Here is a 15,365-nt window from a genome sequence, read left to right as displayed (position 1 = left end):
GGCGCATTCCCAGCGTCCAGAGACAATCGGTGTGAACCTCAAGCAGTTCAGGTATTTCGTGGCCATTGCCGAGCAGCGCTCGTTCCTGCAGGCGGCGCAGGTGCTGCACATCTCGCAGCCTTCGGTCAGCGCACAGATCAAGCTGCTCGAAGAAGAGCTTTGTGTGCAGCTCTTCGAGCGCCGGTTCGACGGCGCCATCCTCACGCCCGAGGGGCGCGACTTTCTCGTCCACGCGCGCACCGTGCTCGACGCGGTCGAAGCCGCGGCCTCGAGCATGCGCGTGCACCAGTCGTCGGAGGTCGGGCGCGTCTCGGTGGGCATTCCGGGCTCACTCACTTCGCTGCTGACGGTTCCCCTGATCCAGGCCGTTCAGAACGAGCTGCCGAACGTGCAGCTGCGCGTGGTGTCGGGCCTGTCGGGGCACATCGCGCGGTGGCTGCCGGAAGGCACGATCGATTTTGGTCTGGTGTATGCCACGTCGGGTGTGCCGGGGCTCGACCTCGAATGGGTGCTCGACGAAGACCTGTTTCTCGCCGCGCGCGAGCAGCGCGATCTGGACGATTTGCTCAACTCGAAAGGGCAGGTCATGGCGAGCCGCCTGGCCGGCTTGCCGATGGTGCTGCCGGGGCGCGAACACGGCTTGCGCCTGGTGGTGGAGGGCGCACTCGACAAGGTCGGTATCGGCCTGCATGTGACGGCCGAGGTCGACGCGCCCGAGCAGCTCAAGGAGATGGTGCGCCGCACCGGGTGCTACACGATCCTTTCGCTGGCGGCGATCCAGAACGATCCTGCCGACGGCGCACTGGTCACCGCGCACATCGTCAAGCCCACCATCGACCGAAAGATCTCGATAGCGCACACCACCGGGCGGCCACTGTCACGCGCAGCGCGGCGCGTGAAGGAGATCATGAAGACTTTGCTCAAGCAGGAGCTGGGCAAGGGCTGGTGGACCGAGGGCCGCAGCACCACGCGGCGCTGAGCACGCTGGCGGTGGCAGGGTTAGCGGCAGGCCCGAAGCCACAGGCCCGAGGCTAGAGTCGTCGGCTCGAGGTGCTGAACCTTTCGCCCCATCCGACTCTGGAGACCCGCATGACCCTGCCCCGATTCTTCGTTCGCCTCGCTGCCAGCTTCATGCTGGCCTGCGTGCTGGTGCCGGCGCAAGCCGCCGATGCACCCGCGCCAAAAAGCGGCACCTGGGTCGCACGCGACTTCAAGTTTCACACCGGCGAGGTGATGCCCGAACTGCGCCTGCACTACACCACGCTCGGTGCGCCCACCGGCGAGCCGGTGCTCATCCTGCACGGCACGGCCGGCTCGGGCACCGGCATGCTGGGCCCGGCGTTCGGCGGCGAGCTGTTCGGCCCGGGCCAGCCGCTCGACGCGAACAAGTACTACATCATCCTGCCCGACGCCATCGGCGCCGGCAAATCGGCGAAACCTTCAGACGGCCTGCGCGCGAAGTTCCCGAAGTACAACTACGACGACATGGTGCTCGCGCAGTACCGCCTCGTCACCGAAGGCCTGGGCGTGCGGCACCTGCGCCTGGTGCTCGGCAATTCGATGGGTGGCATGCACACGTGGCTCTGGGGCACCACCTACCCGGGCTTCATGGACGTGCTGGTGCCCATGGCCTCACAGCCCACCGAGATGTCGGGCCGCAACTGGATGATGCGGCGCCTGCTCACCGATTCGATCCGCAACGACCCGGAATGGAACGGCGGCAACTACACGACCCAGCCGCGCGGCTTCCGCGTGGCCAACGTGTGGTTCGGCGTGGCCACCATCGGCGGTTCGCAGGCTTACTACAAGGCTGCGCCCACCCGTGTGCAGGCCGACAAGCTGGTGGCCGAGCGCATGGCCGCGCCCTTCACCGCCGATGCCAACGACTTCTTGTACCAGTGGGATTCGTCAGACGACTACAACCCGGCGCCAGGCCTCGAGCGCATCCAGGCCACGCTACTCGCCATCAATTCGGCCGACGACGAACGCAACCCGCCCGAGCTGGGCATCATGGAGCGTGAGCTCAAGCGCGTCAAAGGCGGGCGGCTGTTTCTCATTCCGGCCAGCGAAGAAACGCGCGGGCACGGCACCACCGGCATGGCGAAGTTCTGGAAGGGGCAGTTGCAGGAGTTGTTGGCCGGGGCGGCGAGAGTGGGGAAGTAGACAGTCGTGCTCGCGCGCCGTGTCGGGCCCATGCCGTTGATCAAGGCTTGAGCAGGGCCTGCAGCGTGGAGAGTGCGGTCGGGTCGACGGCGCCGCCGGGGCCGGGTGGCTTGACGTCGTTGCCGTAGAGGTAGGCATGCCGGGCCACCAGACGCTTGCCGTTGGGGCGCTGCCGGATGTCGACGCGCGCTTCCTTGCCCTTGCCAGGCTTCCACACGGTGTCGACATCCACGTCGGGTTCATCGGTGAGGGCGCGCACGGGCAGGCCGCTGCGGCTGTCGACCCAGAGCGTGATGCGCACCTCGCCGCGGCCGAGGTCGGTGTTCATCGCATAGGCCAGCGTGGGGCGGCCGGCCACGGTCTGCGTGCCGAGCGCCTTGCAGCCGGTGTCGATCTCGAAGGCGGCGAGGTCGCTGGCCAGCATTCGCATCTCGGGGCTGTCGAGCGCCGTCTGGCCGAAGCCGGGCCGGGTCGCGTTGCTGTACTGCAGCTTGTCGATCACGATGCTGTGCATCAGCGTGGGCTTCATGCCCATCTTCACGGCCTCGGGGTCGAGCGGATGGTCGATGGCGGCGTGAATGCGCGCCTGGGCCATGCCGGCGCGCACCGCCTTGAGCACCGGGGCGCAGGCGCTGTCGGCCGCGTGGGCCGGGATCCCGATGGATGCAGCGGCGAGCCACAGGGCGAGGTGTCGTTTCATGGGCGCGCTCGTGTGTTCAAAGGCTGCGGTTGACCCACGCCTTCAGAGTGGCCCCTTGCGACTGCATCCACGCCACCGTGACGTGACCGGCGGCGTCGACGCCGATGGACGGGCCGCTGCTTATCAGATCGGTGGCGGCGGTGCTGTCCACACGCTGCGGCGCACCCAGCCAGCCCGCGGCGGGGTCGTGGCGTCGCACCAGGATCTGCGCCACACCGCCGCTGCTCTCGGCCCACACGGCGATGGCCTTGCCTTGCGCGTCCATCACGGTGCGCGCGGTCGAGGCCTGGCTCAACGACGTGGTGTTGATGCGCAGGTCGCTGGCGCCCCAGCCGCCGGCGCCGATGCGGTAGTGCTGTGACCACACGCGGCTGTAGCCGCTGCCGTCGCCCTGGCTCCACACCGCGGTGGCGTTGCCGGCACCGTCGAGCGCGAGATCGAGATCGGCCGGGTTGGCCGACCGGGCACTGCTGATGCGCTGGCCGGCCGACCACGCCCCCGTCACCTCGGCGCGGCTCGTCCACACGTCATACGCACCGCCCACGCCTTGTCTCTGGCGCCAGATCACCACGGCCTCGCCGGCAGCGCCCACCGCCACGCACGGGTTGTCGGCCGTCTGGCCGAGCGCGTTCAGGCCCGACGACAAGGTGACGGTGGGCTCCCAGGCGCCGGCGACGCTGCGGCGACGCACGTGCACGCGGCGTTCGCCGATGTCGTCGATCTGGCTCCATGCGACGGCGGCGTGGCCTGCGGCGCCGGTGGCAAGGGCAGGGGATTCGGCATCGCCCGAATCGGCCTCGACGAGCGTGGCCCGCCAGGTGGTGCCGTCTCCTTCGGCCAGCATCAGGTTGCGCTGGGCGGGCAGGTCGCCCAGGGCGGGCACCAGTTCCACCCACGCCAGCAGCGCCTGGCCGGCAGGCAGCATGGCCAGCGCCGGGGCTGCATAGGGGTCGGGCAGCCCGCCGGCAGTGGCCTGGGCAGCCGGGCCCCAGGCGGGGTTGCCGCTGCCGGGCCGTGCGGCCCGGAGCGCCCACAGGCTGTAGCGGTCGTCGCGCCCGCCGGTGTCGTTGCGCCAGGCGAGCACGGCGTCACCCGCGTCGTCGATGGCAACCTGCGGCGCGCTCGAGGCGGCGGGCTGCGCAGCGCCGTCGTACACCTCGGTCGCGGCCGACCAGCCCGTGCCGGGCACGTAGCGGCTGGCCCAGACCGTGGCGCGCGCACCGTCGCGCCCGCCGGCCCCGGCGGTCCAGACCGCCACCGCGTCACCGGCCGCATTGGTGGCGAGCTGAAGGTCGTTGTTGCTGTTGGCCAGGGCCAGCGGGCCTTGCCAGGTGAGGTCGGGCGCCGGTGGTGGCGGCGGCGCGGGTGGCGGCGGAGACGGCGGCGGAGGAGAAGGTGGCGGTGGGGATGGCGGTGGCGGAGCAGGTGGCGGCGGAGCCGGCGCAGGGCTCGGCGCGGGCGACTCGCTGCCGCCGCCTCCGCAGGCGGTGGTGAGTGCAGCGGCAGCGGCAAAGGCCAGCGCGAGGCGGCGCCTGCGCAAGTCGGGTGTTGAAGTCAGCGGCGTCTGCATGGTCGTACTCCCCGTGGTGGTGGCGCGCGTGTGGCGCTTGCCCGGGAATACGCGGTGCGACGGCGCCGTCCGCCACCGCGACGCAAATGTTCTGAACGCGCCTCAGTGGATGAGGTTCATCGGTGCCGGCAGGGGTTGCCCCAGCAACTGCTCGTAGCGCGCCTGGCCCTGCTTGAGGAGCTTGTCGGCGAGGCTCGCCTGTGCAGCATCGCGCCGCACGATTTCAGACTCGGCCACCAGCAGTTCGGCATGCAGCGCATTGCGGGGATGCAGCAGCGGTGACAGGCGATCGCGCAGAGCCCGGAACTTCTGCAACGCGGCGGCGTGCATCGGCGCATCGGCAGCGAGTGCGCTCAGCCACGCTGCCACCACCTCGCAGCGCAGGCTGCGCGGCGAGGCCGGCCCCAACTCTGCGGTGAGCATCGCGCAGGCCGCCTCGGCGTGCCCCTGGGCCACGGGCAGGCTCGTCACCTGGCGCAGCGCGACCGCCAGGGCGATGCGGCCTTCGGGCGTGACGTTGGTGGTCTTGCCGATGCGCTCCAGGCCAGCCAGCGAGGCCTCCAGCAAGGCCGTGCCTTCGTGTGTGCGGCCGGCACCGAGCTGCAGCCCGCCCAGCACCCAGCGCACCCGTTCGCGGGCGGTGTTGGGCTGCGGGTACTTGCGGTCGAAGTAGGCCAGCGCCGTGCGCGCCATCGGCACGCCTTCTTCGAAGCGACCGGCCGTCATCAGCAGCTTGGCGAGCGTGGCCTGCTGCAGGGCCGCGGCCTCGTCGTAGACATTGCTGCGCGCCTGGGCGCTGGCGAAGTTGGCGCGCTGCTCGGCCAGGCCTTCTTCCACCTGCCCGAGCTCGGCGCGCACCTGGGCGTTCAGCGAATGGACGATCAGCGTGCGATCGTGCTGCGGGCCGAGGTGCCTGTCGATCAGTGGCACCACCTCGGCGAGCACCTGCTGCGCGCGTGTGTAGTCACCGACGTTGTAGTGCGCGCGTGCCAGGTTGTAGCCGTCCACCAGCCAGTCGGTGGTTTCGTAGTTCGCCAGCCCGCGCCCCAGCGCGTACATGGCTTCAAACTGTTCGCGTGCGCGGAGCAGCTCTCCCTGGTTCAGGTAGGCGTTCGCCAGCGCCCCTTGCACGCGCAGCGTTTCGGGGGACTGCGGGCCGCTCAGCTGCCGCTGCACCTCCAGGGCCTGCTGCGCCAGGCGCAGGGCGGCTGGCAGGTCGCCTTCTTGTTGCGATACCCACGAGAGCGCCGAGAGCAAGCGCCCCGACCAGCGGTTGGGCTGGCCGAAGTTCGCTTCTGCGAGCTCGGTGGCCTGCGCGATGGCGGCGCGTTCGGCGGCGTAGTCGCGCAGCTCGTCGAACACTTCGCTCTGGTTGAAGAGCGCCTCCACGTGGCCCGCGCTGCCGCGCAGGCTGCCTGCGGCGTAGAGCGGCAGCGCTTGCGCCAGGTGCGGCCCGGCCTTTTCGACGGCGCCCAGGCTGATGTAGATCTGTGCCACCGTGTGGTGCAGGCGCGCCTGCACATCGGGCTGGCCCGCGAAGTCGGTGTCGATCTGTCCGGCGCTCTGGTCGAGCAGCTCACGGGCGGTCAACTCGCGGCCGCGTGCCTGCTCGGGGTTGTTGAGCGAGAGCACCTTCACCAGAAAGGCCTGCACGGCCTCTGCGCGGCGTGCTTCGGCGCGTGCGCGCTCGGCCTGCCACAAGGTGGTGGCCAGGCCGGTGACCAGCACCGCCACCAGGGCCGTGCCCGCCGACAGCGCCCACGCATGGCGGCGCGCCCAGCGCCCGAAAACGTAGCCCACGCTGGCGGGCCGCGCGAGGATGGGCTGGGACTGAAGGTGCCTCTCGATGTCTTGCGCAAACGCTTCGGCCGAGCCGTAACGCCGACCAGGCGCCAGGGCCATGGCCTTGAGCACGATGACGTCGAGGTCGCCTTGCAGCGCGCGGCGCACGCTCTTGTCGGCCGTGGCCATGCTGGGCTTGTGGAGCTGGGCCTGGAGGATGGCTTCTTCGAGCGCGGCGGCGGTCGGGCGCTTCAGCGCGTAAGGCAACTCGCCCGTCAGCAGCTGGTACAGCAGGACCCCCAGCGAATACACGTCGCTGGCCGTGCCCAGCGGGTGCCCGGCCACCTGCTCGGGCGAGGCGTACTGCAGCGTGAGCGCGCGCCCGCCGATCTGCGTGAGCTCGGTCTCCTGGGTGCTGCCACCCTCGTTCATCAGCTTGGCCACGCCGAAGTCGAGCAGCTTGACCTGCCCGCCGGTGTCGACCAGCACGTTGCTGGGCTTGATGTCGCGGTGGATCACGAGCTGGCCATGCGCATGCTGCACCGCTCGCAGCGTCTGCACGAAAAGCCGCAGGCGTGCGGGCGTGTCGAGCCGATGGGTCGCGCAATGGGCATCGATCGGCGCGCCGTCCACGTACTCCATCGCGAGCCAGGGCTGCGGGCCGTCGGTGCCCGCATCGAGCACCGAGGCGATGTGCGGGTGGGCCAGCGCCGAGAGGATGTCGCGCTCGCGCTCGAACCGTTCGCCCAGCACCTTCGCGCGTGCGCCGAGGTAGGGCAGCTTGAGCGCCACCTCGCGCTTGAGCGCGCCGTCGGCCCGCTCGGCCAGCCACACGCTGGCCATGCCACCGTGGCCCAGCTCGCGCAGCAGCTCATAGGGGCCGATGCGGTCGCCGCGCGCGTGGCCATGAACCGCCGGCGCGGCACTCGTGTCTGGCAGCGGGGGCAGGGCCGGCAGCTGGTCGAGAAAGTCGCCGGTTTCGATGGCGGCGCGGTCGTCGAGCAACTGGCGCAGCGCCGACTGCAGCGGCCGGTGCTCGGGCCCCAGGGCCTGCAGCCACGGCGTGCGCTGCGCTGGCGACAGCTCGAGCGCGTCGTCGAGCAGGCGCATCACCTGCGACCACTCCGCGCGGCTGAGCTGGGTCACAGGGCGGGCAGCGGCTGACACGGGGCGAGGATAGCGCCGGCGTCAGCCCGGCGCCGGCGCCTCGGGCAGCGCCAGCGAGAGCTTGCGCATCACGCGCTCGGCCGCGGCCAGGATCTGCCGCGCCGACCCGCCCGCGCCCGCCAGCACGTCGCCGATCACACGCCAGATCTGCGCCAGCGAGGCAGAAAGCCGCGTGCTCAGCGTCGCCAGAGCCGGGGCCAGCAAGACGGCGGACCGGCCGATCCAGGCCAGCGCCGTGCGCAGGGCCGTGCCCACGACCCTGGCAACGCGCCGCAAGGTGGCCTCGACCGCCTCGACATTCGGGTTGACCCAGCGTGCCAGTTGATCGAGGGATTGCAGGGCTCTCATGTGCGCCGACGCCAGCAGGCGCTGCACATCGGCCCACACCGTGCCGGCCATCAACTGCAGCGGCGCGAGCACGCGGGTCACCGTGCCGAAGATGAGGTTCACCGACTGGATGGTCTCGAGCACCAGATCGCGCAGGGGGCCGCCGGGGAGCTGCGGCACCCGCTGAACCGCATGCGCCTGCACTTGCGGCGCGCGGTAGGGCTGGCGCTGCACGTAGCGGGAGAAGCCGAGCGATTCTGCGGTTCGCTGGTCCACACGGCCATGGGGCACGAAGCGCTGCTGAACCTGCCAGGCGCGCACCGCCCGCAACGTGCGCAGCCCGAAGGCGCCGTCGGCAGGCAGGTTGGCGCGTGCCAGCTCGTTCAGCCGGTATTGCACCCGCCGCACGTGCGAGCCGCGAGAGCCCAGGAGCAAGACGCCGTCGAGCGGCGTGTCGAGATGGTGGTTGACCACGGCAAACCCTTTGCAATCGCAAGTGGCCATGGCACGAGCGCCAGGCCTCGGTTTGCCATACGGGTTGCCGCGGCGAAACCCGCCACGGCCGCCGCAAAAAGAGCTACTTCAGGTTCGCGTAGAGAAAGCTCCGCGCCTTTTCCCAGTCGCGCTCGACGGTGCGCTTGCCCACGCCCAGCGCCTGGGCGATCTCTTCCATCTCGAGGCCCACGAAGTAACGCATCTCGACCACGCGGACCAGGCGCTCGTCGATCGCGGCCAGCTCTTGCAGCGCCTCGTGAACCCGCAGGATCTCGTCGCCTGCGGCCGCCGGCGCGGCGTTGAGCGCGGCGGTGTCGAGCGTCACCCAGGCCAGCTCGCCTCCGGCGCGCTCGGCGCGGCTTTCGCGCACCAGGTCGACCACGACCGAGCGCATCACGCGCGCTGAGTAGGCCAGGAAGTGGCTGCGGTCTTCAACCCGCAACTGCTCGAGCTTGATCAGCCGCAGGTAAGACTCGTGGACCAGCGCCGTGGTGTTCAGCGCCACCTTGCCGGCACCGTGGCGCAGCCTGGCGTGCGCGATCTGGCGCAGCTCGGCATAGAGCAGTTCGCAGAGCCGGGGAATGGCGTCCGGCGAACCCTGGGCTGCGGCATGAAGAAGTTCAGTCAGTTCGGCCATGCGCGCAGTATGCAGGGGCGTGCAGGCCCCCGCGGGTGAGGAAGTAAAGTCGTGCGCATCGCCCCGGGAGATGTTGCATGACCCTTGCCGACCGCCTGAACGCCTGCCACAGCTCGGTGATCCACGACGTGATGAAAGACATGGGCCTGGCGCTGCGCGTGCTGCCGCGCAGCATCGTCGGTCTCGAGCCCACGATGAAAGCAGCCGGCCCGGTGTTCACCGTGCGCGGGCGGCCCGACCCGACGCTGGACAAGCACACCTCGCTCTACGAATGGGCGGGCCTGCTCTCACGCGCGCCAGCCGGCCACGTGGTGGTGTGCCAGCCGCAGGACGACACGCGTGCGCTGTTCGGTGGCCTGTCGGCCGAGGCGCTGAAGCTGAAGGGGGTGCGCGGCTACATCGTCGACGGGGGCTGCCGCGACATCCAGGCCGTGTCGGACCTGGGCTTTCCGGTGTTCGCGCGGTACGCCACACCCATCGACATCGTGTGCGCCTGGCGGGCCGAAGCCTTCGGAGAACCGGTGGCCATCGGCGGCCAGCAGGTCTTGCCCGACGACCACGTGCTGGCCGACCGCGACGGCGTCATCCTGATCGGCGCTGCCGAGGTCGAGGCCGTGGTGGCTGCGGCCGAACGCAAGATGGCGACCGAGGGCGACATGGTGCGGGCCATCCGTGCCGGCGAAGACCCGCAGGCCGCGTACCTGCGGTATCGGGTCTTTTAGGGTCGCGCTCGGGCTGGCGACAGCTCAAGTCGCTGAAGGATCAGCCGCGTTTCCGACGGTCCGAATTCTTGCGGGCATTTGGTTGAGTTCGATGCTTGGCCGGTCCAGACTGATTGCACCTGTTCGGATGCAAGCCAGCGAGCGACGTTTTCTCACAAGCGGGCGTTGACCATGCGCGTGCAGGGCGACCGGAGCGATGGGTGCTCGTCAGTGAACCCGCAGCACCTCAAAGTGCTGTCGAATCTGAGCGACCTGGATCGACACCTCATCACCTTCGCGTTTGCCCAGCATGGCCCTGCTCAACGGGGCATCGCTGCTGACGATCTGAACGAGCTGAGCTCCGCTGACCAACTTCATACTCCCTCCATCGGGGCCCAGGAAGAGCAGTTGTCGGTTGCCGCCGGAATCGACCAGGCAGACCAGCGCGCCGAGCTGTATTCCTTGGCTGGCATCGTAGGGGCGGGGGCGGAAGTGGCGCCAATTGGCCATCGCTTGGCGGATGGCCTCGGCGCGACGAGCTTGCCCAGTGGCCAGGTAGGCAGCTTCGAGACCCAATGTGTCGTACTTGTTTTCGGACACGCTCTCTTCATGAGTCGCAGTTTCATGGGCTGCCCGCGCCGCCTGTTCAGCTTGCAGCAGGTCTTCGGCGAGCCGTTCCAGCACCTGCTGCTGAAGCAATGATTTATCCATGATGAAAGGTGAGGCTCGAACAAGCGGGGTCGGGTCTTGATTGTCAGAGGCCTCACCAGCTGTCGACGCATCCGTTGGCTGCAGGTCAACTGAGAAACAGGCCGGTACCGACTGGTGCAGACTGAGGGCGGACAGTCGAGCTCGCCCATGTCACTCCCCGCTCTCGGGTTGCACCAGCCTCTGATCTCAGCGCATCCGCTCCAAGGTCTGCGCTGCCTTCAAAGTGCGCAGCCACGGGCTGTCCGACGGCGCCCAGGGCACCATGACATCGGGCACGATGCCGCGGCGCTCGTTGGTGCCGTCGGCGCGCAGCCTCACACAATCGGGCACGTGCACGTGGGCGCCGCTGTGCGCCAGGGTGAAGCCGGTGCCCCTGGACGTGAAGGTGCCACAAGCGGCCCCGGCCGTCACACCGCCGACCAGGCGTGCCTTCCGGTTGTCCCGCAGCAGCGCGGCAAACTGCTCGGCAGCCGAATGTGTTTCGTCGTTGATCAGCAGCGCCAGCGGCAGTCGGTTGATCCCGGGCGGTACCGCGGGCCCCCAAGGCTCGCTGGTACCGAGGGTGTGCAAGTGACCGTGGACCAATGGGCTGCAGGGCAGCGGCCGGGCGCCCTCAGCGAACTCGCGGTCTGACCACGCAGCCGAGAGATCGCAGGTCTGCGCGAGTTGCCCGCGCAGCCGGCGCCACGTGGCGGCCTCGGGCGCGTCGGGGCCCAGCTTGCCCAGCCGTTCGTCGACCCATTCCTGCCACGCCGGGTGCTTCAGCATCGCGACGCGCGCCGAGCGCAGCGGCCCGGCCAAGCGCCGCGCGACCGCCTCGTTCCAGTCCGAGCCGCCGCCGTTGTCGGTGATGTCGATCACGAGCATCACCGCGCCGGAAGTGCGCAGCGCGCGCACCGTGGACACCAGCGCGGCGTCGAGCGCACGAGCGGCCGCCGCATCGCGACGCTCCGTGCACGCGGCGTCGCAAGGGGCATCCGGGGGCAGGCCCAGTGCACGTGCCGCCTCGGCACAGGCGGCAGGGTAGGCGCTCTCGACGAACAGGCCCAGGCGCACGATGCCCAGCCGCCGCCCGTCGGGCTGGCGCAGCAGGCCGGCCGAGAACATTCGCGCCGCGTCGAGGGCCAGTGGTGTGAACCCCGGCAGACGCGACCACTGCAGCCTGCCTTCGCGTCCGCTGTTGCCGCCTGCGGCGCAGACCGGCCCCGGCGAATCGTCGGCGGCCGGGGCCCAGTCGATTCGGACATGGGGGTCGCGCAACTGGCGCAGCAGGCCTTGAATCGCGGCGCGACGCCCTTGGTCATCGCTGGCATCGGTGAGCGCCCGGCGCTGTTGTGTGGCGAGAGCCGGCAGGTCGAGCCGGCGCTCGCGGATCTGGTCCTCGAAGTTCGCATAGTGGCTCGCCAGCCCCGCGAGCAGCGCGTCGAAGTCGGCTTGCCAGCCCGCAGCGGTGTGCGCCGGTGCGGCCGCCGCAGCGGAGGCGAGCGCCACGGTGGCCAGCGCGGCCCCGACCCAGCGCCGCGTTTGCGCAATGATCGAAGGTGGTTGCACCGGCAGGCCGTCGGCTTGGCCAGACCGCGAGACGGGAGCGCGCGCCATAGAACCCGAAGCACTGCGCGCGCTGGGCAAGCGCAGCATCACCGGAGCGGCAAGGAGGTGGCTGGATGTGCAGTTCATCGAGCGAGGCACGAGTTGTCCGCGCGAGCATAGGCGAAGTCCGGTCGGCCGGGCTTTGGGAGATCTTGCCTGCGGTGGACTGGATCTGCAGCCGTGGCACGGCGGCAGAAGGCTGAATCCGGACCTTCGAAGTAGACCTCGAACACGGCTGCCCTTCTCGGGAGCGGACGCTGAACAGGGCTCGCGCGTTCGCCTTTCAACCGTACTTCTGGCCGACGCAGCCTGAGCCCGCAGAGCCCACTTGTGAACCTTCGGAGTCTTTTCAGATCAACGCGGCCAGCTCTGTGGCCCGTCAACACTCCGTGCGCAGCTGACCGCCGTTCAGCGCTGCAACACGCTCACCAGCACATGCACGACCATCGCCACCGTGAAGGCGGCGCCAAGGGTGAAACAGGCGGCGCGCACTTCGTGATCGCGTTGTGTCGCATACGCGTAGCTGTGCGCCAGCCGCGCCAGCAGGTAGCCAAACATCGTGACCGAGGCGAACACCACGCTGGGCGCCGCAGCCACCAGCAGCAAACCGGCCGCCAGGAACGCGGGCGTGTTCTCGATCTCGTTGCGGTGCATCCGGCGGGCCCTCTCCACGTCCTCGAATGCCGCGAGCTGCTCTGACCGAGGGTTGGGATTGAACGGGGTCTTGCGAAGGTCCTCGGGATTGAGGAAGCCGCCGTCGCTGCGGACCATGCGGTAGACGGTGTAGAAGCCGTGGCCGATCAGCTTGACGATCGCCAGGCAGGCAGCGACGGCGTAGATCTGGAACACGGGGTTGTCGAGGGTGTAGGCGTTCATGGGTTGGTGGCGTTCTCGAAAGGGCGATCAATCGATGGGGCGGGAAAGGCCAGCGCCGTGATGTCCGCCTCGCGCAGCCGCGTGCCTTCTGCGTGCAGCCGGTCGAACTCGGCGTCGCCCAGCGCGGCGCGGGCCAACTGGCTGGCGCGGGCGATGGCGGCGGCTTCGTTCGGCTCGCGCCGGCCATGGCGGGCATTGGCGGCGTCCGCATGGCCGGCGATGTGCGACGCGGCACCCATGCGCCCTTCCAACGCGGCCAGCAAGGACAGGTAGTCGGCAAAGAAGGCCGCCTGGCCGAACCGCCCTGCCTGGGCCCAACCGGCACGCAGGTGCTTTGCGGCGGCAGCAGGGTCGGAAAGCGCCAGCAGCGCGGCCGAGAGGTTGAGACGCGCAGAGGTCAGGATCGTCTCGTCGCGTCCTCCCGCCAGCAAGGCCACCAGCTCGGTGCCGAGAGCTACCGCTCGTTCAGCATGCCCGGCGCCGAGCTCGGCGTCGGCGAGGTTGTGCAGGCTGTGTTCAAGAGGAGTGCCCGTGGAGGCATCCAGCTCGTTGAGCCGGCGGTTCCACGCCAGCATGGCATCCATGTCGCCCTGTGCCATGGCGACGTGCTGCTCCGCTTCGGCCAGCCGCCGAGCGCGCACCGCAGGCCACGCGGGGTCGGCAGACAGACGCGCCTGCGCCAGCGCACGCTGCGCCGTGGGCAGGTCGCCCGCCCGCGCCTCTATGCTGGCGATCAGCGCATAAGCCCGGTGCCAGGCCCAGCGGCCGGCGGGCGACGCATCGGATGGGGCAACGGGTGGGGCAACCGGGAGACGGGCAGCGGCTCGGCGACCAAGGTTCAGTGCGCGGTCGGGATTGTTGTTCAGGGCCAGAGAAGCCATGAACATGACACGCCCCAGCAGATCCGGCCCGTCGAGGCCGTCGATCAGCGGCTCGACCGCGTCCATCATGCCGATCCGCTGCTGTTGCGTGCCGCCCTGCAGCGCCAAGGCGAGCGCCCCGGCGATCTGAGCCGCCCGGACGGCGTCACCCTCGGCACAGGTCCAAGCCAACGCTTCCAGACCATTCTCGCGGTCCGGCGCCATCGCCTGCACCCAGGCCTTCAGGCCGCTGCGGCCGCTTTCGAACACTTCCGATTGCGCATCGAACTGAGTGGCCACCGCATGCGCATGCCGCTGTCGCAGCGTCGCCTCCTCGCTGGCTTGCTGAAGTTGCTCGCGCGCAAACAGCCGCGGTGTTTCGAGCAGTCGATAGCGGGGTTCGGCACCGTCGTCGGGGAGCATCGCGACGACCAGCGAGCGGTCCACCAGCAGCGCCAGTGCGTCGAGCACGGCCCATTCATCGAGGCCGCCCTCGCCGGGCGGGTCGGCCAGCACCCGTTGGACCATCGCCAGCGATGCGCTGCCGGCAAAGACCGAGAGTCGGCGGAAGACGACCTGCTCGGGTGGATCGAGCAGGCCGTGGCTCCATTCGAGCGTGGCACGCAGCGTCTGCTGGCGCGCGGGCGCCATGCGGTTGCGGCTGCCGGTGAGCACCCGCAGCCGGTCGTCCATCGCGCTGGCCAGACGCTGCACGCCGAGCATCGGCGCACGGGCGGCAGCCAGCTCGATCGCCAGCGCCAGGCCGTCGAGCCCGCGGCACAGTTCGATGACCGTCGGCGCCTGCGCATCGGTGAAGACGAAGCGTGCATCGGCCGCCTGCGCGCGTTCGACGAACAGCGCGACGGCGCCGAACACCAGCGCCTGGGCCGCGGGCAGCGGCCCCTGCGGCACGGCGAGCCCGCCGATGCGGTAGGCCCGCTCGCCGGGCAGCTTCAGCGGCACCTGGCTGGTGACCGCCACGCGCAGGCCCGGCGCGTTGTCGAGCACCGCCTGCACCACTCGCGCGAGGCCATCGACCACCTGTTCGGCGTTGTCGAGCACGACCAGCATCTCCAGCGGCGCCAGTGCGGCGCACAGCCCCTCGAGCGGGTCGGCGCCGCCGATGCGCACGCCGATCGCTGCCGCGATGGCCGACGGCAAGGCCGTGGGGTCGGTGACGCTGGCCAGTTCCACCCAGCACACGCCGTGGCGGTGCTCGGCCCGGCGCTGCGACGTGAGGTGCAGCGCGACGGTCGTCTTGCCCATGCCGCCGGCGCCGATGATGCTGACCAGGCGGTGCAGCGAGAGCAGTTCGTGCAGCGCCGCCAGGTCTTCGCTGCGGCCCACCAGCGGCGGCAGCGCGGCCGGCAGGTTGGTCCGGAGCCCGGCGTCTGGGGCAGCCGGTGGCGTCGCTGTGAGGGGCGACGGCACGGCGGGCGCTGCAGGTGTTGAGGGCGTTGAAGGCGCGCTGTCGAGCCGCGTCGCGAATCGGTAGCCGCGCCCGGGGATGGTGGCGATCAGTTCACTGCCCAGGATCTTGCGCAGCGCGCTGATCTGCGTGGCGAGGTTGCCTTCCTCGACCACCGTGCCGGACCAGACGGCCTCGATCAGCTCGTTCTTCGTCCGAAGTTCTCCCGGTCGGGCGGCCAGCTCCAGCAGCAGGTCGAAAGCACGGGCCCCGAGGTTGGCCGGCTGGCCGTCGACCAGCAGCCGGCGTTCCGTCGGCTGGAGCTCGAAGCGGCCACCGGGGCCGAAGCAAAGGTTCGCATCGATCTGCATCACGCAC

At 70.0% G+C, this 15,365-nt stretch carries 12 protein-coding genes; 3 read left to right on the top strand and 9 right to left on the bottom strand.

The window, feature by feature from the left end:
• Positions 1 to 31: 31 nt before the first annotated feature.
• Positions 32 to 979 carry a LysR family transcriptional regulator gene (locus AC30PD_RS00195; RefSeq protein WP_489533609.1) on the top strand — a complete coding sequence of 316 codons (948 nt, stop codon included), beginning with the start codon at positions 32 to 34 and terminating at the stop codon, positions 977 to 979.
• 110 nt (positions 980 to 1,089) lie between these two features.
• Positions 1,090 to 2,163 (top strand): alpha/beta fold hydrolase, encoded by a 1,074-nt coding sequence (locus AC30PD_RS00190; RefSeq protein ID WP_489533608.1) that lies wholly within the window; start codon positions 1,090 to 1,092, stop codon positions 2,161 to 2,163.
• Between the two features lie 40 nt (positions 2,164 to 2,203).
• Here AC30PD_RS00190 and AC30PD_RS00185 read toward each other — a convergent pair whose 3' ends face one another.
• From AC30PD_RS00185 to AC30PD_RS00165, 5 genes are all read right to left on the bottom strand, one after another.
• The gene (locus tag AC30PD_RS00185) at positions 2,204 to 2,863 is read right to left on the bottom strand and encodes a hypothetical protein (RefSeq protein ID WP_489533607.1); all 660 of its coding nucleotides are present in this window, start codon (positions 2,861 to 2,863) and stop codon (positions 2,204 to 2,206) included.
• A 16-nt stretch (positions 2,864 to 2,879) separates the two neighbouring features.
• Positions 2,880 to 4,433, bottom strand: a complete 1,554-nt coding sequence (locus AC30PD_RS00180; RefSeq protein ID WP_489533606.1) for a hypothetical protein — start codon at positions 4,431 to 4,433, stop codon at positions 2,880 to 2,882.
• Between the two features lie 102 nt (positions 4,434 to 4,535).
• A complete protein-coding gene (locus tag AC30PD_RS00175) occupies positions 4,536 to 7,382 on the bottom strand; it encodes a protein kinase domain-containing protein (RefSeq protein ID WP_489533605.1) in 2,847 nt (948 codons plus the stop codon).
• A gap of 21 nt (positions 7,383 to 7,403) precedes the next feature.
• Positions 7,404 to 8,183, bottom strand: coding sequence for a peptidoglycan-binding domain-containing protein (locus AC30PD_RS00170; RefSeq protein WP_489533604.1), 780 nt, complete (start codon positions 8,181 to 8,183; stop codon positions 7,404 to 7,406).
• A gap of 103 nt (positions 8,184 to 8,286) precedes the next feature.
• Entirely contained in the window at positions 8,287 to 8,841 is a 555-nt protein-coding gene (locus AC30PD_RS00165; protein WP_489533603.1) for an ECF-type sigma factor, read from the bottom strand.
• 77 nt (positions 8,842 to 8,918) lie between these two features.
• Between AC30PD_RS00165 and AC30PD_RS00160 the strand changes: the two genes are divergently transcribed.
• On the top strand, positions 8,919 to 9,563 hold the full coding sequence (locus tag AC30PD_RS00160) for an RraA family protein (RefSeq protein WP_489533602.1): 645 nt from the start codon (positions 8,919 to 8,921) through the stop codon (positions 9,561 to 9,563).
• Positions 9,564 to 9,770: 207 nt separating this feature from the next.
• On the opposite strand, the gene AC30PD_RS00155 is transcribed toward AC30PD_RS00160, so the two are convergent.
• From AC30PD_RS00155 to AC30PD_RS00140, 4 genes are all read right to left on the bottom strand, one after another.
• Positions 9,771 to 10,253, bottom strand: a complete 483-nt coding sequence (locus tag AC30PD_RS00155) for a GreA/GreB family elongation factor (protein ID WP_489533601.1) — start codon at positions 10,251 to 10,253, stop codon at positions 9,771 to 9,773.
• A gap of 186 nt (positions 10,254 to 10,439) precedes the next feature.
• A complete protein-coding gene (locus tag AC30PD_RS00150) occupies positions 10,440 to 11,804 on the bottom strand; it encodes a S41 family peptidase (RefSeq protein WP_489533600.1) in 1,365 nt (454 codons plus the stop codon).
• A gap of 447 nt (positions 11,805 to 12,251) precedes the next feature.
• On the bottom strand, positions 12,252 to 12,692 hold the full coding sequence (locus tag AC30PD_RS00145) for an MAPEG family protein (RefSeq protein WP_489533599.1): 441 nt from the start codon (positions 12,690 to 12,692) through the stop codon (positions 12,252 to 12,254).
• A 23-nt stretch (positions 12,693 to 12,715) separates the two neighbouring features.
• Positions 12,716 to 15,358: an ATP-binding protein gene (locus AC30PD_RS00140; RefSeq protein WP_489533673.1), complete on the bottom strand. Its 2,643-nt coding sequence runs from the start codon at positions 15,356 to 15,358 to the stop codon at positions 12,716 to 12,718.
• Positions 15,359 to 15,365: the final 7 nt, after the last annotated feature.

The organism is Rhizobacter sp., assembly GCF_032229685.1.
GTDB lineage: Bacteria > Pseudomonadota > Gammaproteobacteria > Burkholderiales > Burkholderiaceae_C > LMDS01.
The sequence above is the reverse complement of the archived record's forward strand: the minus strand, read 5'-3'. Positions and strand labels throughout refer to the sequence as shown.